Raw genomic sequence first — 18,210 nt, 5'->3', positions numbered from 1 at the left:
TATTTTTGCTTTATCCCTGCAAGCTTAAGGATTCTAGCCACTTGACTTGCTTGAAACTCGCCTTGCCATTTATAATGTGTCCAATTTCTCTTAATTCTATTGAATTATCATACAAAAACACTTCATCACAAAATAGTAGAACTTGCGCTAAGTTTTTAAGCGAAACATTATATCGTCGCTCAATAAGAACTTCATCAATATTATGCCCTCCTTTTGCTACGCGCATTTTCACACGCGCTTTTGCAATCTCCACGCTATCCACACCCACATAATAAAGACAGATTCTAAAGCCTTGATTCTTTAATCGATCAAAAAGTCGCAAAATACCTTTGCCACAAAGTGTAGTTTCTTGATTAAAAGACTCGCCATTCTCAATATAGCTTTTTTGTAGTTTTAAAGCAATGCGTGCAGCTCGTGCTTGATCTTTACTATCACGCCAATCACCAAAGCTACTGACAATCTCATCAATATTGATTCTCTGCCCAAGTCTTGCGCCTTTTTCAACTTCATTCCAATAAAGCGTGCTTTTTCCTGCGCCATTGACACCCGCAAAAATATAGGCTGTTTTATGAGCAATCATTTTATTTTGTCCATATATTGTATTTGCTTCTTGCAAATCATTTTTCATATTGATTGTAGCACAAAATACTGAAATATTGTAGCTATCCCCAGCATAGCTGGTGGGATAGGACTTAGAATTTATAGGCGTAGGAGAGCTGGATTGTGTGGTTGGCAAAGGCAGAGACTTTGAGAAATGGGTCTTCGGTTGTTATAGTTTTTAGCTCATCTGTATAGCCTCTATATAGATAGGATAGTAGGATTTGATGATGAGAGTGGTAGAAGTAGTGCAAGCCCACACCACTTGTCCAAGTAGCTCTGGTGTAGGCATTTGATCTACTCGCTTCGCCTCCACCAAAGAGCATTGTAGCGGTATTAAAAAAACTTGAGCCTTCAAACCCTACACCAATGCTTGCACCAAATGTATGCGCTCCACCATAGATAAAGTCATAAAGATAGCGTGCTTCTAGTCCATATTGCAGAGCGTGGGAGGCAAGCTCTGTCTCTAATCGATCAGCCCCACCCGATGCTACAACTTCCATATCCTTAGCACTATAATTTTCATAGCCAATATAGCCTTTAAAGCGAAATCCAGAATTTTGCGCGAAATACCACTGATACCCTAGATCAAAAGCTATGGGGAAGCTAAAGCTCTCTTTTTTGGGCTGTTTGATAAAAGTTTCACCATTAGTTTGAAAATCAAGCCTTGAAGTAGCAGGAGCAAACCCCACACTCACCCCCACAAAGCAGCCTGTATTACTATGCTTGCCTTGGCAAAATCCCTTTGACTCTTTACTAGAATCTACACTAGATTCTATCTCTGCTAGCATACTGCTTGCCAAAGCTCCTGTAAGAGCTAGTGTTGTTAGAAGCTTTTTCATTATCTCTCCTTATTGCTTGGTTTGGTTGTTTGCTTGGCTTTGTCTTTGTAGCTCTGCTTCTAGCTGCCACGCTAGCTCTTGTGCTACTGCCAAACTTTGCGTAGTGTAATCAAAAAAAAAAAAAAAAAAAAACAAGTAATCAAGCAAAAATCTTTTTGTTGTAGCGCAACAAGTATCAGCTAGATTCTAAAAGTGGGTATGGATATTTGTGGAGAAAATGGTGGAGTCGTGGGGAGTTGAACCCCAGTCCAAAATCCGCGACCGCAAGAGACTCGACATGCTTAAGGGCTAAGGTTTTAGATTCTCGCGCAAAAAGACCTTAAACTTTACTTGCGCAAAAAGCTCTCATCTTTCCCTAGAGATCGAGCAGAATCTAGGGGCAACTAGCATAAGTAACGATCACACAAGCGCGCTAGTCTCACTAAGTAATCGGCTCCGAAATTAGTTAGGCTTATGCTGCTTTTGCGTAAGCTGGAGCGAAGTTTGCATTGTTTGCGTTTATTTGTATGGCAGTTTTACGGCTTACCGAGCCGACATGCACTCAAGGGATACGAATCTTGTCGAAGCCAAATCGACCCCATAGACGCGATTGTAGCAAGTAGATTCTAATACTTGACTTAAGATTTTTGCGTTAGCTCAATCCACTTTTGCGCGATACGCACGGCATTGGTAGCAGCACCTACGCGGATTTGATCAGCTACGCACCATAAATGCAAGATAGTGTCATCGAAGTTGTCTTTGCGGATTCTGCCGACATAAGTGTGGTTGGTATCTGTGGCAATGGAGGGCATAGGGTAGGAGTGCGCACTAGGATCATCTAGCACAACGATATTTGGCGCAGACTCTAAAATCTCCCTTGCTTGCTTGACATCGACTTTTTGCGCAAATCTTATAGTGATAGACTCGCTATGACTACGCAAAACAGGCACGCGCACACAAGTCGCACTAATAGGAAAGTCCGCGTGCATAATCTTATGCGTTTCTTTAATCATTTTCATCTCTTCTTTTGTGTAGTCGTTGTCTAAAAACACATCAATATGGGGGATTGCATTAAGAGCTAGGCGATGAGCGAAGACTTCTGGCACACAAGATTCTAGCTCAAAGGAGAAAAACTTTTGCATTTGCACAATCAGCTCTTCCATACCGCGCTTGCCCGCCCCGCTTGCTGCTTGATAAGTGCTCACATCTACTCTCTCTATGCCAAATGCTTTATGCAATGGTGCTAGCACTTGCACCATTTGGATTGTGGAGCAATTGGGGTTGGCGATGATATTGCGCGGAGCGTGTGCAATATCGCTAGGATTAACTTCTGGGACGACTAAAGGCACATCATCACACATACGGAAGAAGCTTGTATTGTCAATCACAAGCGCACCAGAATCTGCCGCCACACCAGCAAACCGCTCGCTCACGCTTCCGCCAGCAGAGAAAAACGCTATATCGATTTTATGCTGCGCAAAGACTTCATCACTAGTGGCTAGCACAGGGACTTCCTTGCCAGAAATTTCCACGGCTTTGCCTAGGCTATTGGCACTAGCGAGTGGCAGGATTGATGCCACGGGGAATCGCTCTTCTTCGAGTATGTTGATGATTTCTTCACCCACTGCACCGGTTGCACCGATAATAGCGATATTATAAAGTCTCATTGCTTGCCTCCATTAGTTGCGTTCTTTGTAGTCAGTATAGGTAAAGGACTTTAGCAGCGTGAAAGCTCCATTTTCTATGACACCAAGGCTAGGGAGTGGCACGCCGTTAAAAGTTGTGTTTTTTACAATGGTGTAGTGCAGCATATCAAAAAACAGGATTCTATCACCAACACATAAGGGCGTGTTGAAGCTAAAACCCCCGATCACATCGCCAGAGAGGCAAGTAGGACCACCGAAGCGATAACGATACGCGCCTTGCGTTTCGCCTAAATCTTGCTCAAGCTCACTGCTATCTTTGCTAACTTTGGCGCACTGCGGGCGATATGGCATCTCTAGGCAATCAGGCATATGCGCAGACGCACTGACATCTAAAATCGCAATGGAGCCATCATTTTCCACAATATCTACTACTTCTGCAAGCAAGAATCCGCACTGCCACCCAACAGCCTCTCCAGGCTCTAAAAAGACCTCGATTTGATCGTGCTTTTGGCGAAAGTCTTTTAAGAGCGCAATGAGATGAGTGGTATCGTAGTCAGCTCGCGTAATGTGATGCCCGCCACCGAAGTTGATCCAGAGCATTTGTGGGATATATGCGCCAAAATGCTTTTGTATATGTGTGAGTGTGCGCTCTAGTGCGTGGGAGTCTTGCTCGCAATGTGTGTGAAAATGCAAACCATCAATGCCAGCGAGCCCATAAGATTCTACCCCTTTTGCAAATGCTTCTGGTGTGATGCCTAGTCTGCTTTGGGGGGCGCAGGGATTATAGATAAGTGGGGTTACCTCACTATAAAGTGGATTGACTCGAAGTCCCATTGAAATGGGCGTAAGCCCCAGCGATTGGAGCTGCTTGTTTTTCTCTTGGATTGTTGGCTTAAATGCTAGGTATTGTGCAAAAGAGTTAAAGATAATGTGCGTGGCTATGGGTAGTAGGGCGGCTATTTCTTTGGGCTTGAATGCGGGGGAGAAAACACACACTTCTTTTTGACTCTCTCTACCACCTATCTCTTCAAATCCAAGCCTTGCTTCATAGATCCCACTTGCAGCACAGCCGCTTAAGGTTTGGCGGACATTGTGGAATCTCCGCCAAAAGGCATAACCCTTGAGCGCAAGTAGAATCTTTGCACCGCTTTCTTTTTGGACTTTTTCGAGTATAGCGAGATTAGAATCTAGCTTGCTAGATTCTAGGACATAGCAGGGTGAAGGGATAGAAAAATAATTGAAATGTTGCATTATTTAATCATAAAGTTTTTGATGACACGCTCTACATCAAGGGGGTTGGACTTGGAGATGAAGTCATTTGCTTTAAGAGACATTGCCATCTCTTCATTGCTGCTACCGCTCATTGATGAATTTACGACAATTGGGATATGCGCTGTCTGGGAGTTTGCCTTGACTTGCTTGATGACTTCAAAGCCACTTGCCTCTGGCATTTCTAGGTCTGTGATAATAAGTCCTATGTTATTGACATTTGTTGTGGGGGCAAAAAGATGATCTAAAAGCCTTTTGCCATTTAAGAAATCGTGGTGGGTTACACCGATACGATCAAGGATAATGCGCATTGTCTTTAGCACGCTTGGGCTATCATCAGCAAGTAGTACTTCCTTATTTGTGTGGATACGAGAGACCTTCTGCAAGTCTTCTTCTTTTTCTTTCTCAATCCAAGGGAACACATCAACAAGCATTTTTTCTATATCGACAACTTGCACCAAACGCCCATCAAAATAGCGAGTGCGACTCACTAGCTTGCTAGTTGGGTTGCCCCCAACTGCCCCGGTGCTTTGCTCAATCTCTGTCCATTTCTTGCTTAGGATTCTATCTGCTTCATATACTCGCACCCCAATTGTCCAGCGAGAAAATTCACAAATCATCACAATGTCATCGCTACCATCTTGCTGGATCTTATAAGGACGGAGATCTTTTGTCTTGTTCGTGCTATCGTAGAAAAACCACTTACGCATATCAATGAGTGGGATAGTAAGCTCACGGATTGTGATAAGCCCTTCTACAAGGGAGCTTGGCTCGTGGCTTACAATTGTTATCACCCCTCGATACTTCACAACTTCGCGGATTTTAAAAACATTGACCGCATAGAGATCCCTACCCTTTTCAAGGCGAAAACACAGAAGTTGAAGTTCGTTGTTTTTGTGGAGATTGGTAACCTGATCGACTTGAGATAGATTCGACATACGAGTCCCTTGTGAAAATTTTGGGCTATCATAGCATAAAAGCCCTTGATTATTGCATTAAAATTGTTTCAAGAATACCTTGAGATTCTTGGCTGCCTGACGGATTCTTTTTTCATTTTCTATAAGGGCTATGCGCACATATCCTTCACCATTTTCACCAAAGCCCACCCCAGGACTTACAGCGATTTTCGCTTCTTGCAAAAGCCTTTTAGAAAACTCCATACTTCCCAAATGCTCGCATTGCTTAGGCAAACGCGCCCACACAAACATACTTGCGCGACTTGGCTGTATCTCCCAGCCAGCTTCACAAAATGTCTGCACAAGAATATCCATACGCTTTTTGTAAATGTTTGTAATATCTTGGACGCATTTTTGTGAGGAGTTTAGCGCGATTGTTGCAGCTACTTGCATAGGGGTATAAATCCCATAATCAAGCCAGCTCTTTATTTTTTGCAAAGCATCGATCATTTTATTATTCCCCACGACAAAGCCTACGCGCCAGCCAGCCATATTGTAACTCTTGCTTAGGGTATAGGTCTCCACCGCTACATCAATGGCCCCATCAACTTCAAAGATAGATGGAGTCTTATAGCCATCAAAGCTTAAATCCGCATAGGCAATATCGCTGATAATGTAAAATCGCTCCTGCTTTGCCATAGCGACTAATCGCTCATAAAAATCTTTATACACAATCACAGCGGTAGGATTATGCGGAAAATTGACAACAACAAACTTCGGCTTTGGGAACGACTCTTTCAAAACGCGTGCAAGACTATCAAAAAACGCTTCACAGCATAGCTCACTTTTTTCATTCCACTCTAGGGGGAATTTAGCGACATTTGCGCCACTTAGCACAAAGGCATAGTAATGGATAGGGTAGGCTGGGTCTGGGACCACGGCAGTATCACTCGGATTGGTAATTGCCTGCACAAGATGCACATAGCCTTCTTTGCTTCCCATAGTTACGCACGCTTGTGTGTTTGGGTCAAGATCTACGCCATATTTGCGCTTATACCAATCACAAATCGCTAAGCGCAGCTTAAATATCCCCTTACTTACAGAGTAGCCGTGATTTTTGGGCTTCTTGGCAGCCTCACAAAGCTTATTGACAATATGCTCTGGGGTTGCGCCATCTGGATTGCCCATAGAAAAGTCGATCACATCTTCACCATTTTGGCGCATAGAGAGCTTGATTTCATTGATCGCGGCAAATACATACTTCGGTAGTCGCTTAATCTTGTCGAAAGTTATTTCATCGAACATAGCTTCTCCTTATAGTGCGATTGATTATGTCCCTAGTCTCACTTCAATTTGTTTGATTGCATCCGGATTTTGTGCATCAGTTATCATTATAAACGCAGTTGAAGAATCTGGTCGCATTGAGAGTGAGGATCGTTGATTTTTATCAATGATCACCTGCGTGATTTCTAGGTTTTTATCATAGCAGATGATTCTAGGGGTCCATTTTGGATTGGCGGTGATTTGCAATGATCCTGTCTGGGCTATACTAAGCCAATACTGCCCGCTTACTTCTCGCAAAGTTAGCGGCGTGTTTGGGCTTAGTGGCTTGGCGTTGAAGATCTGCACGCTTTGGGCTTGGATTGTATAGCTCCATTGGTTTATTTCCTTGCGTGAGATGTTTTGCAAGGAGAATCCACGCTTTTGCAACTCTCTATATAAAATGATTGGATCAAGTGCGTGTTCTGTAACCAAAGAAAACGCCACACTTGAAACACCTTGCACTCTACTAGCTTGCGAAACCATAAAATACGAATATCCCATAGAAGAAAGCAGACCATTTAGCGTGTAGCTTAGAGCAATGGGAGAGGTCTTTGACTCAAAGGAAACGAGCAGCTCCATAGGCTTTGGAAATTTTAGCATTAACAAGCCATTATTTTTGAGCTCATAAACGATAGCACCGATATTTAGCCCGCCATTTTCTAGGTAGAATCTCGCCTTATTAGCAAATATTGTATCAATGAAGTTTTTGTTTTGCGAGTAGGTCGCTGTGCCAATAAGCTCTTGGATTTTGTCATCAAGCGTATCGGCAGATATTGTGGCGGCATAGCTAATAAGACACAAAAGAGTAGCTATGAGCTTGCGCATAGCACTCATCATCGCACCTGTTCGGCTAGGCGTTTGTAGGTTTGGGGATCAATCTTGCGGAATCCATTGTCTGGCTCATAGATGAAATAAAGCGGGTAGTTGCTCTTAGTGAAAGCAAATGGCTCGCCATTCATCGTAAGTGTGAAGTTGCTATGCCCAAAAGCAAGTAGCCAGCGGTGGTTGTCTGTTTTGATAGTATAGGTGTCGCTTGTTACTCCTTGGTATTTGCGGCGGTTTGTATCAAGATCGACAATATCAAACCACAAGTCTATATCAGTGTTTAGCACCATTGCGTTGCTTTGGGTTTGAGCGGATTGTGCGTGCGTAGATTCTAGCTCTTGTGTGGCTGGCTGGGCGGTGGCTGGTGAGACTTCTTGTGTGGATATGTCATCTTGGGTGCTTTGATCTTCTGTGTGCTCTTCTTCTTGAGATGGCTCTTGGGATACAGGAGTGTCTGTAGATTCTGGGCTTGGTTCATCGCTAGCTTGCGTGGATTCTGGCACATTTTCTTGCGTGCTTGTCTCTGTGGCGGTGCTTGGCTGGCTTTTGTATTTGCTTGCGATATTTTGGTAGATAAGATAGGCAAATATAACAATAGCCACGCTTACAAGCGTGAGATAGAATTTCTGCTTAGAGCTTGCTTGCTTCTTGCGCTCATCGATGGCATCGTAGCGTTGTTTTTGCGTATCTAGGCTTAGGTCTTGCACTTGCACACTCTTTTCCGCAGGCTCTTCAGTGGTAGTGTGGGCGTTGTGATACTCATCGTATGCTTTTAATACCGCGGATAAATCAAGCTTATACTCTCGCTCTAGTATTTGCAAAAACCCCACCAAATGGACTCTTTGAGTATGCTCAAACTGCTTGTCAAGAATGCCTTGGATTCTTGAGGTAGAGATTTTAGTCTGCTTGGCGATTTCTTTTACGCCTATTTTGCGAAGTTTCTCTAAGTTTTCTTCCATATTCTAGCCTTTATTAGAATCTAAATATGCCATCATAATGCCAGCAGCCACGCTTACATTAAGTGAGTCAAAGCCATTATGCATTTGTATGGATAGCATTTTATCGAGTTTTTTGGCAATTTTATCATACAATCCTTGCGATTCATCGCCTAGGAACAATGCCCACTTTTGCGCAGGGGTAAAGTGAGCGACATTCTCTCCGCACATATCCGCTCCATACAGAGAGAATCCAGCCATTTTTAGCTCATTGATACAATCAAGCGTATTTGCCACCACGCAAAATGGCAGGGCAAACGCCGCGCCAGAAGAAGCGCGCAGGATTTGCTCGATTTTGGGGGATTTGATTTGTGTGATGATGATCGCTTGAGCTCCTAAAGCATAGGCACTGCGGAAAATCCCGCCAATATTGCCCATATCGCTAATCCCACATAGCACAAGAATTTTGCGGTAGTGCTTGATAGAAGTAAGCGGTGTAGATTCTAGTGGAGTGATACGCGCTAATATGCCTTGATGATTGCCGCCACGAGCTAGGGCTTGGGCTTTTTTGCTATCTAGGCGCAATATGGGCTTGTGGCAGGATTTTATCTTAGTAAAGAGCTTTGGCTCTATATCTTTGGCGAGATACAGCTCACAGATTCTATGGCTATGATGTTCTAGCGCGTAAAGCACAATTTGCTTGCCGTAGATAATCATAGCCCACCTTCATCACATCTGCCTTGATCGCGTATGATTTGCTCATAGAGCGTTTTAGTGTCTATGCCATTTAGGCGCGATAGTAGCTTGGCTTTATGTTTTGGGGCTAGTGGCAGGGAAAAGACATCGCTTTCATAAAGGGAGATTTTAGGTAGAGCTTTAGCGTGCAGGACTAGAATCCACTCGCCTTGTATATTGGCGTGCTCTAAGGCTTGTAGCACTTCTTGTGGTGTGCCTTGTATGCGTGATTGGTGGAGCTTGCTTATCTCCTTAATGGCGACCATAAACGCACTAGGCACAAGCTCTGCAATATCCCGCACAGATTCTAGCACTCTATGTGGGCTCTCATAGAAGATGATTGGCGCGCTAGATTCTAGTAGGCGCAAAATTTGCTGCTTTTTATCCTGCTTCTTATGTGCGAGAAATCCGCCAAATACAAACTCCTGTGAGCTAATCCCACTATGTGCAAACCCCGCTACAAGCGCGCAAGCCCCGGGCAGCACATCATAGGAGATACTATGCTCTAAGCAGTATCGCACAAGCTCTGCCCCCGGATCGCAGATACTAGGCATTCCAGCATCGCTTATATATACCACTTCATCACAAAAAAACCCCGGATCAAGGCTGGCGATAAATTGTGATTGATTATGAGAATGCAGGGGGATAAATCGTCTTTTTGTAGAATCTAGTGCAAGCTCTGCGCGATCGCTTAGGAGTGGAAGCACCGGGGCAAAACGCTCATTGAGTAAATGATAAAGCCTTTTAGCTACTCTTGTATCTTCACATAGCACGACTTCCGCGCTAGCAAGTGCTAGCAGGCTTCTTATAGTGATGTCGCCAAGATTACCTATGGGAGTGGGGACAAGTAGTAGCACTTTATTTTAGATTATATTTTTGGCGGAATTTCTCAACTCTTCCTGTCGCATCGGCGATTTTGTCGCTTCCTGTGTAAAATGGGTGGCAAAAGCTTGAAATATCAATGCGAAGCTCCTTCTTTGTGCTAAGGACTTCGATTTCTTTGCCGCTTGTTACGCAAGTTACTTTACAAGGGATATATTCTGGGTGTATGCCTTTTTTCATCGTGTAGATCCTTTGTGGAAATTAGGGCGAGATTCTAGCACCAAAAGTTTAAAAAAACCATAAAGCCCGCGCACTTGCCACTAGCCATTGCGCGCTTCTTGCAAAAATTTGCGCAAGTTTTTATACTCTTCTTTACTAAAATACCGCCATTTCCCCACAGGCAGGGCATTAAGACTAGTAAAGCCATAGCGCACACGGCGTAAATCTAGCACATCTGCTTTAAAGTAGCCAAAAAATCGCCGAAGCTCTCTGTTGCGCCCTTCTTGGATTACTACCTTAAGCTTTGAGAATCGCTGCGTGTTTTTGATAATCTGCCACGATACAAAGGGTGCGAACTCCATTTCCACAATCTCGCTATGTTTATGTCCGCCGCGTTTGGCATTGCTAGCGTGCAAGCCATTTTCCATAGCTTCTAGCATTGCTTGGGTTATGGGCTTATCGATTTTGATGATATATTCTCGCTCTACATTGCTGTGCATAAGCGCGCTAACAATGCTCTTAGAATCCCCTAAGATAAGCAGCCCTTCACTTGTAAAGTCCAACCGCCCCACAGGGATAAATGCGCGAAATTTAGATTCTAGGCTATCATAAATCGTGCGCCTTTGGCGATCATCGCTCTTGCTTACTAGCTCGCCTTTGGGCTTATGGTAGATGATGAAAGTGTAGTCATCTGCCTTTTTGGGCTTTAGCTGCTTGCCATCGATGAAGACTCTATCATCTTCGCCTAGCACCGCTCCAATCTGCGCTACTTGGCGATTTATACGCACGCGCCCTTGGGCGATTAGAGTGTCTGCTTCTCTGCGTGATCGTGCGCTATTATGCGCGATAAAGGCATTTAGTCGCATAAGCCTAGAGTGATCGCTTCTTTAGCGTGGTAGCTTATGATAATATCCGCCCCTGCGCGCTTGAAGCTTAGTAGGTTTTCATATAGCACACGCTCATAGTCAATGACCCCAGCCTTTTGCGCAAGCTTTAGTATCGCATATTCTCCGCTGACATTATAGACAGCAAGGGGGGTTAAAGTCGCTTGAGCAATATCTCGCACGATGTCTAAAAACGCAAGTGCTGGCTTGACCATCAAAATATCTGCGCCTTCTTGCGCATCTAGCAGGCTCTCAAGCAGCGCTTCTCTACCATTGGCTATATCTTGCTGATAGCTTTTGCGATCGCCAAAGCTTGGGGCAGATTCTGCCACATCGCGAAATGGTCCATAATACGCGCTAGCAAACTTAGTCGAGTAGCTCATAATCGGGATATGCGCAAATCCACTAGAATCTAGTGCTATGCGCAAGGTGCGCACCATCATATCCATAGAAGCACTAGGTGCGATCATATCTGCGCCCGCTTGGGCTAGGAGCACTGCTTGTCTAGCTAGAATCTGCAAGGTCGCGTCATTATCCACGCTATTTAGCCTTTCATCAAGTATGCCGCAATGCCCGTGGCTTGTGTATTCACAAAAGCATAAATCCACTACCACAAGCAGCTCTGGGCAGGCGTTTTTGATAGCAGCAATGGCGCGGCAGACAATGCTGCTTGGCTGCAATGCGTGGCTACCTTGCGGGTCTTTTTCATTAGGGATACCAAAGAGCACTACACCCAAAATCCCAAGCTTGGCTACTTGCTCGCACTCTTGCACAAGCACATCGATACTCATTTGATACACACCCGGCATAGAGCTAATCTCGCGCTTAATCCCCTCTCCCTCGCAGACAAAAAGGGGCAAAAGAAAGTCGCTTTTGTGCAGGTGATGTTGCCGCACAAGTGCGCGCATAGCAGGCTTATAGCGCAAGCGGCGCGGGCGGATATAGGTGGTAGAATCTAGAATCTTTGTAGATTCTACTTGTGGTGTTTGAAGAGTAGGTTTTTGTGGCATAGTGATCCTTGAAATAAGCTTGCAATGCTACTTTGTAGGCGAATGTGATAATATAGCATTTTTCATAAAAGTATCGTAAAGGTGGAAGCTAGAATGTATGCGCAGTTTGATGTGGCACTAATGCTGCAATATCTTAAAAACAAAGGCTATGCCCAAGAAGAGCTTGCGGCAATGAGTGATGAGCGCATATCAAAGCTCTACCACGATACTGCAAGGGACTTTATCCTGCAAGCCCAAGATGTGCTAGAGACAAGCGAAGAGCACGAGAATCTACGCAAGAAGAGCACGATGATTATGCCAGAGACCATAGCACTAATTGGGCAAGATATTTCTAAAATTTATGAAGAGATAGATAATTACATTGATCTCTACTCTGTGCGCGAGCTAGCCAATGTCCTGCTCTCTGCTCTGCCCGGGGTCAAGCTTGCTAAGGTGGAAAAGATGGTGCGCATAAAAATCCGCGAGCTCCAAGAGATCTGGCTACTTGAGTTAAAGGACAATCTACGCTCACTCCCTGAAGAAGAGTGCGATACGCTTATGGAGTATTATCTAGCGCATAAAGATGATTTGCCTATGCTAAGGGATATTTATCAAAAGTCCAAAGACCAAGCCTATATCGATGAGATTGGCGACATTGCCCATATCAAGCTATCAATGATACAGGAGTATATGCCAGATGAGCTAGAATCCAACTATAAGAGCTTTTATGATCATAGCCCAGAAAAACTCTCCATTATCCAAAATATCCTAGCTCTAACGGCTGCATATAGTAAGGGCACATTGCTAAGTATGTCCATTAAAGAGCTGCAAGAAACTCTGCAGGAGTTAGAGGAGAAGGAGCGAGAAGAAGCCGAGCAAAAAGCCTTGGCAGACCGCTATTTCGAGCGTTTTAGGGCTGCGTTGCACGACCCAGACGACCAACACTTCACAAATGTGTGCCTTGATGCAGCAAGCGAGCTTCCGCGCCCAAGATTCCAAGAGCTAGCCACAGAGCTAGCTAGGCATTATAAGCATTTTCACCAACGCTTTAGCGATGTAAGCAAAGAATACAAAGATATGCAGAATCTACAAATTGTGTTTTAGATTCTAGGTTTAGATTCTGGTGGGATATTTTACTTTTGGCGTATTTGTGGTATCCTAGAATCCATTTTTAACCAAGGAGTTGTCAATGAAAAAGAACATTGTGTTTTTTGAGGCAAAAGGCGGGAGCGACAAGGGTCCTGATGGATATAGAAAAGACACTATGCCAATGGTCAATGCCCTAAAGGCAAAGGGCTGGAACGCTGAAGTGGTGTTTTTCACCGATGATATTTTGCGCAATGAGAGCGAGCGCAATGCGATTTATGAGCGTGTCAAAGCAAGCGCAGATGGCTATGTATCGCGCGTTAATCCGGGGAATTTGAAAGAGGAGAAGCTCTACTTTGATGTGCTACGCAAGCTCTGTGATGATGGGCTTGTGGGTATGTCTCACCCAGATGCGATGATTGGCTATGGGGCAAAGGACGCGCTTACAAAGCTAGCTAGCACAGATCTTGTGCCTGATGATACTTATGCCTACTATGATATTGCGACTTTTAAAAGCACTTTCCCAAAAAGCCTAGCAAAGGGCGAGCGCGTGCTGAAGCAAAATCGCGGCTCCACAGGGGAGGGGATCTGGCGTGTGCGCCTAGAATCCACTAGCGATTATGGCAGGGTAGAATCTCTCCCGCTAGATACGACAATCATCTGCACAGAGGCTAAAGATAATCACACTGAAACACGCAAGCTTGGGGAGTTTATGGATTTTTGCGAGCAATACATCATCGGCGATAATGGAATGCTCGTAGATATGTCGTTCTTGCCGCGCATTAAAGAGGGCGAGATTAGAATCCTAATGCTCTATAAGACGCCTGTATATGTCGTGCATAAAAAGCCAGCTGAAGGGGGCGATGCTTTTTCTGCGACACTCTTTAGTGGTGCGAAATACCGCTATGATGAGCCAAAAGACTGGCAGACGCTCATTGATTGGTTTTTGGTGCAATTACCAGAGATCCGCACCAAGCTTGGCAACTATGATCTGCCATTGATTTGGACAGCAGACTTTATCCTAGATACTGATGCAGATGGCAAGGATAAATATGTGCTAGGCGAGATCAACTGCTCTTGTGTGGGCTTCACAAGTCCAGCGGAGTTTATGGAGAAAATTGCCGTAATGGTTGGCGATAATATCGTAGAAATCGTTAGCGAGAAAAAAGCTTAAATTCTTGCTCTGCTTGCTAGGACTAGTCCTAGCGGCTTGTCTTCTTTAAGAATACTTTAGATTCTATCTTTTCTATCTTTTCTATCTTTTCTATCTTTTTATTTGGTGGCTTTTGTTGGGTTTTTTAATCGTGTGGATTTGTATAAGCTTGTATGTAGCAGTTAGAAGATTTTAATAGCTAGTGGCGGCAAAGCCACTAGCCAGCATAAGGATACTTGGGGCTATTTGAGACTATTTGCCTAGATATACTTGCCTTGGGCGAGTGATTCTAGCACTTGTGTTTTTAGAATGCTCGATAAGCTGCGCGCACCAGCCCGGCATCCTTCCTAGCACGAAAATTGGCGTGAAAAGCTGTGTGGGGATTTTGAGCGCGCTTAGGATAATACCGCTGTAAAAATCCACATTAGGATAGAGATTGCGCGCTTTGAAGTAGTCATCTTGCAAGGCGACTTCTTCAAGCTTTTCTGCAATATCGCTTAGGCGGTGATCCATTTTTATACCCTTTTTATCAAGCTCATCTTTGAGCGATTTAATCGCCTTGGCGCGTGGGTCATAGCTTTTATACACCCTGTGTCCAAATCCCATAATCCTAAAAGGATCGTTTTTATCCTTTGCCCTCTCTACAAATTGTGCGACATTTTTCACATCGCCAATCTCATTAAGCTGGCGCAAGACTGCTTCATTTGCTCCGCCGTGCGCTGGACCCCATAGCGCGTTGATCCCAGAAGCGATAGCTGCGTAAGGATGCACGCCTGTGGAAGCGACATTGCGCACGGTTGTGGTGGAGGCATTTTGCCCGTGGTCTGCGTGGAGGCTTAGGATTTTATCCAGTGCTTCTACTTCAAGTGGGGTGATTTCTTGCTCGCCTTTTAGTGTGTGCTTAAGTCTGCTGTGTGGATAGGCGCGAAGCATATATAAGAAGTTTTCTACATAGCTTTTACTAATATCTGGCTCGATAAATGGCGCACCTACGGAGTTGCGATAGCAAAAGGCTATCATTGTGGGGATTTTGGCGATGATTCTGCGTGCCATTGTTTGGTAGTCGTCTTCATCGTCCATTTCTTTGTGGTCATAGTAGAGTGTCGCTAGCACAGAGACAAGCGCGGAGAGTGTCGCCATAGGGTGCGCAGAGTCTGGGAAAATACTAAAAATCCCCTTCAATCGCTCGTGCAAAAAGCTTCTATGGCGCAGCTCTAAGTCAAATTCTAGTGATTCTTGCTCATTTTTGGGCAGCTCATCGCTAATAAGCAGCTTACAAATATCGGTAAATTTGTATCGCGCAACTAAATCTTGGATAGGCATTCCCTTGTAGAGTAGCTCGCCTGCTGCGCCATCGATATAGCTAATGGTAGATTCACAGCCTGCGGTGCTGCCATAGCCCGGATCATAGGCGAAAATCCCTGTGCTCTCAAAAAGCTTAGAAAAATTCACCGCTTTTGGACCCCTTGTGCATTCTATGAGGTCAAAATCCCAGCTTTGATTGGTCTCATTGTTGGTAAGAGTGATTGTTCCCATTGTGTGTCCTTTCGGATGTATAAATATTCTACATTATTTTTTGCGCTAGGTAAATGATTTTTTTACTTTGGGGAGCTTGGTGGGGGCGTGCGGAGTAGGGCGGTGGATTGCGTGGGGCGTGTTGGGCGGATTTGTGCGTGCTATGCGTGAGATCACATAGGCGCAAGGGGCTTTAGTGTAGAAATTAGTAACGCTTGCGCTAGATCTTGCAGAGCTGCTTCTAGTGCGCTGCCTAGCTGGAGGCTCTCAAGCGCGATTTTGATGGCTTGTGTTTGGCTTGTGTTTGCTAGGAGACTTGTGAGAGTGCTTAGGGCATTTTGTGCGTCTTTTGCCTGTATGATTGCGCCTTTTTTCTCAAAATGCGCGATTTGGCTGCGCTGGTTGGAAGCAGATTCTAGGATAATGCTTGGGATTTTTAGCCCAAGTAGCTCTAGCATACTCCCACCACCTGCGCTAATGGCATAATCACACGCTTGTGCTAGGGAGAGAAACTCATCTGGGCTAAGATCGCGGTAGATAGAGATGTGTCTGTGGTATTTATGGTGCGCTTGCAAAAGTGGCGCACAGAGCTTGTGTGTATAGCCCCCACCTAGCACGATGTGAAAATATAGGGCATAAGGGCTAGATTCTAGGTAGGTGTGTAGCTCTTGCAGCAATGCTTGCGTGAGATTCCTAGAATCTACTCCGCCAAAACTTACAAAGATATGTTTTGCTTGCAAATCTGCTTGCGAGCTAGAATCTTGGCGTATATGCAGAGACTTTTCCCAGCGCACTTGCGGCACAATGGCATACTGCTCCCCGCACCAAAGGCGGTAAGGCTTTGTAGCAAAATATGCGCAAGATTCTGGGGTGGGGTTTAGGATATAGCTTTGTGCTGGGTATATATCGCGCAGGGTGTCATCTAGGCAGATTAGTGCATCGCTACACTGCTGTATCTGTGCATACAATGCCCCACTAGCAAGATAGCTATCAACTATGGCAAGCACAGGAGCATTGTCGCTCTTGCTACTTTTGTGCGTGCTGCTAGAGAACCACTCGTGCGCGTTATAGTGGATTCTAGCTTGCAGATCATCTTGCAAGTCATTGGGTAGAATCTTGCTAAGATCTGGGGCAAAGTCGCCGCGATTGTGGAGCGTGATTGTGGTGATTGCCTGTATTTTTGCGCAGATTCTAGCAAGCTTTATGCAGCGATACAAATGCCCTAAGCCCATCTCCTTGCCACTCTCGCAAAATATCTCAACGCTAACGCCACGCTTGCTACTTTTACTTGCCATTTGCCACCTAGAATCTAGCTTAAAAATTTAGCCTTAGCCCTGATCCTGCGCGCGTGAGAGAGTAGTTAAACTCATACAAGCTATCGCCAAAGCCGTGGATCACCTGAAAATACACGCCCACACGCTTGCTTAAGCGATAAGTATAGCCAAGCTCAAATCGCCCCTTCCAGTCCCAATAGTCCTTGCTAAAGTAGTTATTAAAAATATTATTGACATAGAGCTCAAATAAATGCCGCTTGTATTCATACGAGAAGGCTATATCTCCAAAGCCGATGTAGGAGGTGAGATTGTCATTATCGCCTTTATCGCTGATGAGATGCTTGCCCATAGGCACCCACGCCCGAAGCGATAGCCCAAACCGCCCCCTCTGCCAATCAATTTGAGCAATAAAGCGATCGATAGACTTTGATCGCCGAAGCCAGCCCGGATCGTCTTTGCTTAAGCCCTCGTTGCGAATATCTGCTTCCCCTACGATAAGATTATCCCTGCGCTCGCCATTGCTTAGATGAATATAGCCTAGTCGCATTGTCGTGATATAGCCCCCTAGGAAAGGCAGCTGCTTGTAGTAGTTAAACATAAAGCTTGGGCTAAAGTTTATATCACGCATAGGTTTGGAGTCTTTTGTATTGTAGATTTGAAACCAATGTGTTTGTGTGTAAGCAAAGTCAAAGTTGCAATATTTGCACACAAGCTGCTCCAAAAACACCACGCGAAAGCTCACTTGGAACTTCATCTCCACAGGAATGTCGTTTCTAGAGTAGGGCGGTGTGAAGCTGTAGTAAGCTGGGAGAATGTAAATGGGGAGATTGTTTGCTAGCTGGATATACTTGGTCTTTGGATTTATGGGGGCATTTTTCTCCGCTGGGGCTTGGAGCAAGAGGTTGTTTTGCAAGGATTCTGGGAGCCCATCTTGCTTGAGCTGGTATGTGGGGCTTGTATCAGTGGGCAAATTATCTTTAGGGAGATTATCTTTAGCGGGGGTCTCTTTAGAGAAAGTTTCTTTAGAAGAGCTTTTTTGGGCGTGGCTATTGCTAGTGGGGCTAGAATCTGCTTGCATAAGTAGCATACACACTTGCCACGCCCATATAATTAGCAGCACCTTACGCACTTTCTGCCCTTTAGCTAGAATCTACAAAGCTTGGATTATAGTATGTTTTGCATAATTAGGCTAGAATCCACTTTTGCCATTGCAAATCTTGC

The 18,210-nt window shown here is 44.7% G+C and carries 18 protein-coding genes and 1 other RNA gene; 2 read left to right on the top strand and 17 right to left on the bottom strand.

The genetic code is table 11. The features are described 5' to 3' along the window. Positions 1-10 precede the first annotated feature (10 nt). From F4V45_RS00435 to hemB, 14 genes are all read right to left on the bottom strand, one after another. Positions 11-736 carry an ATPase gene (locus F4V45_RS00435; protein ID WP_246144959.1) on the bottom strand — a complete coding sequence of 242 codons (726 nt, stop codon included), beginning with the start codon at positions 734-736 and terminating at the stop codon, positions 11-13. After that, a complete protein-coding gene (locus F4V45_RS00430; RefSeq protein WP_150336569.1) occupies positions 693-1,439 on the bottom strand; it encodes an outer membrane beta-barrel protein in 747 nt (248 codons plus the stop codon). Before F4V45_RS00430 ends, F4V45_RS00435 begins: the two co-directional genes overlap by 44 nt. A gap of 218 nt (positions 1,440-1,657) precedes the next feature. After that, positions 1,658-2,018: a transfer-messenger RNA gene (gene ssrA, locus F4V45_RS00425) on the bottom strand. Positions 2,019-2,056: 38 nt separating this feature from the next. Beyond that, the gene (locus F4V45_RS00420; protein WP_150336568.1) at positions 2,057-3,085 is read right to left on the bottom strand and encodes an aspartate-semialdehyde dehydrogenase; all 1,029 of its coding nucleotides are present in this window, start codon (positions 3,083-3,085) and stop codon (positions 2,057-2,059) included. A 12-nt stretch (positions 3,086-3,097) separates the two neighbouring features. Beyond that, entirely contained in the window at positions 3,098-4,315 is a 1,218-nt protein-coding gene (gene nspC, locus F4V45_RS00415; RefSeq protein WP_150336567.1) for a carboxynorspermidine decarboxylase, read from the bottom strand. Continuing rightward, positions 4,315-5,271 (bottom strand): chemotaxis protein, encoded by a 957-nt coding sequence (locus F4V45_RS00410; protein ID WP_150336566.1) that lies wholly within the window; start codon positions 5,269-5,271, stop codon positions 4,315-4,317. The genes nspC and F4V45_RS00410 overlap by 1 nt, the downstream gene beginning before the upstream one ends. A gap of 57 nt (positions 5,272-5,328) precedes the next feature. Continuing rightward, positions 5,329-6,534 carry an LL-diaminopimelate aminotransferase gene (locus F4V45_RS00405; protein ID WP_150336565.1) on the bottom strand — a complete coding sequence of 402 codons (1,206 nt, stop codon included), beginning with the start codon at positions 6,532-6,534 and terminating at the stop codon, positions 5,329-5,331. A 24-nt stretch (positions 6,535-6,558) separates the two neighbouring features. Continuing rightward, on the bottom strand, positions 6,559-7,389 hold the full coding sequence (locus F4V45_RS00400) for a hypothetical protein (protein ID WP_150336564.1): 831 nt from the start codon (positions 7,387-7,389) through the stop codon (positions 6,559-6,561). Then, the gene (locus tag F4V45_RS00395; protein ID WP_150336563.1) at positions 7,386-8,336 is read right to left on the bottom strand and encodes a RodZ family helix-turn-helix domain-containing protein; all 951 of its coding nucleotides are present in this window, start codon (positions 8,334-8,336) and stop codon (positions 7,386-7,388) included. Before F4V45_RS00395 ends, F4V45_RS00400 begins: the two co-directional genes overlap by 4 nt. 3 nt (positions 8,337-8,339) lie before the next feature. Then, entirely contained in the window at positions 8,340-9,029 is a 690-nt protein-coding gene (gene rlmB / locus F4V45_RS00390) for a 23S rRNA (guanosine(2251)-2'-O)-methyltransferase RlmB (RefSeq protein ID WP_150336562.1), read from the bottom strand. Continuing rightward, the gene (gene rsmI, locus F4V45_RS00385) at positions 9,026-9,904 is read right to left on the bottom strand and encodes a 16S rRNA (cytidine(1402)-2'-O)-methyltransferase (RefSeq protein ID WP_150336561.1); all 879 of its coding nucleotides are present in this window, start codon (positions 9,902-9,904) and stop codon (positions 9,026-9,028) included. Before rsmI ends, rlmB begins: the two co-directional genes overlap by 4 nt. 1 nt (position 9,905) lies before the next feature. After that, on the bottom strand, positions 9,906-10,109 hold the full coding sequence (gene rpmE, locus F4V45_RS00380; protein ID WP_023928957.1) for a 50S ribosomal protein L31: 204 nt from the start codon (positions 10,107-10,109) through the stop codon (positions 9,906-9,908). 80 nt (positions 10,110-10,189) lie between these two features. Beyond that, entirely contained in the window at positions 10,190-10,954 is a 765-nt protein-coding gene (locus F4V45_RS00375; protein WP_150336560.1) for a pseudouridine synthase, read from the bottom strand. Next, the gene (hemB, locus tag F4V45_RS00370) at positions 10,945-11,982 is read right to left on the bottom strand and encodes a porphobilinogen synthase (RefSeq protein WP_150336559.1); all 1,038 of its coding nucleotides are present in this window, start codon (positions 11,980-11,982) and stop codon (positions 10,945-10,947) included. The genes F4V45_RS00375 and hemB overlap by 10 nt, the downstream gene beginning before the upstream one ends. 93 nt (positions 11,983-12,075) lie before the next feature. On the opposite strand from hemB, the gene F4V45_RS00365 reads away from it, so the two are divergent. Together F4V45_RS00365 and F4V45_RS00360 are read left to right on the top strand one after the other, a co-directional pair. Next, positions 12,076-13,065, top strand: a complete 990-nt coding sequence (locus tag F4V45_RS00365) for a hypothetical protein (protein WP_150336558.1) — start codon at positions 12,076-12,078, stop codon at positions 13,063-13,065. An 85-nt stretch (positions 13,066-13,150) separates the two neighbouring features. After that, on the top strand, positions 13,151-14,221 hold the full coding sequence (locus F4V45_RS00360) for a Cj0069 family protein (RefSeq protein ID WP_150336557.1): 1,071 nt from the start codon (positions 13,151-13,153) through the stop codon (positions 14,219-14,221). 231 nt (positions 14,222-14,452) lie between these two features. Here the strand turns inward: F4V45_RS00360 and F4V45_RS00355 are convergent, their stop codons facing one another. From F4V45_RS00355 to F4V45_RS00345, 3 genes are all read right to left on the bottom strand, one after another. Next, on the bottom strand, positions 14,453-15,736 hold the full coding sequence (locus F4V45_RS00355; protein ID WP_150336556.1) for a citrate synthase: 1,284 nt from the start codon (positions 15,734-15,736) through the stop codon (positions 14,453-14,455). A gap of 152 nt (positions 15,737-15,888) precedes the next feature. Further along, positions 15,889-17,010, bottom strand: coding sequence for a hypothetical protein (locus F4V45_RS00350; protein ID WP_150336555.1), 1,122 nt, complete (start codon positions 17,008-17,010; stop codon positions 15,889-15,891). A gap of 19 nt (positions 17,011-17,029) precedes the next feature. Then, positions 17,030-18,118, bottom strand: a complete 1,089-nt coding sequence (locus F4V45_RS00345) for a phospholipase A (RefSeq protein ID WP_150336554.1) — start codon at positions 18,116-18,118, stop codon at positions 17,030-17,032. Positions 18,119-18,210 lie beyond the last annotated feature (92 nt).

The organism is Helicobacter canis, assembly GCF_008693005.1.
GTDB lineage: Bacteria > Campylobacterota > Campylobacteria > Campylobacterales > Helicobacteraceae > Helicobacter_B > Helicobacter_B canis.
Note: the sequence above shows the minus strand (reverse complement) of the source record. Positions and strands in the feature narration are given on the sequence as shown.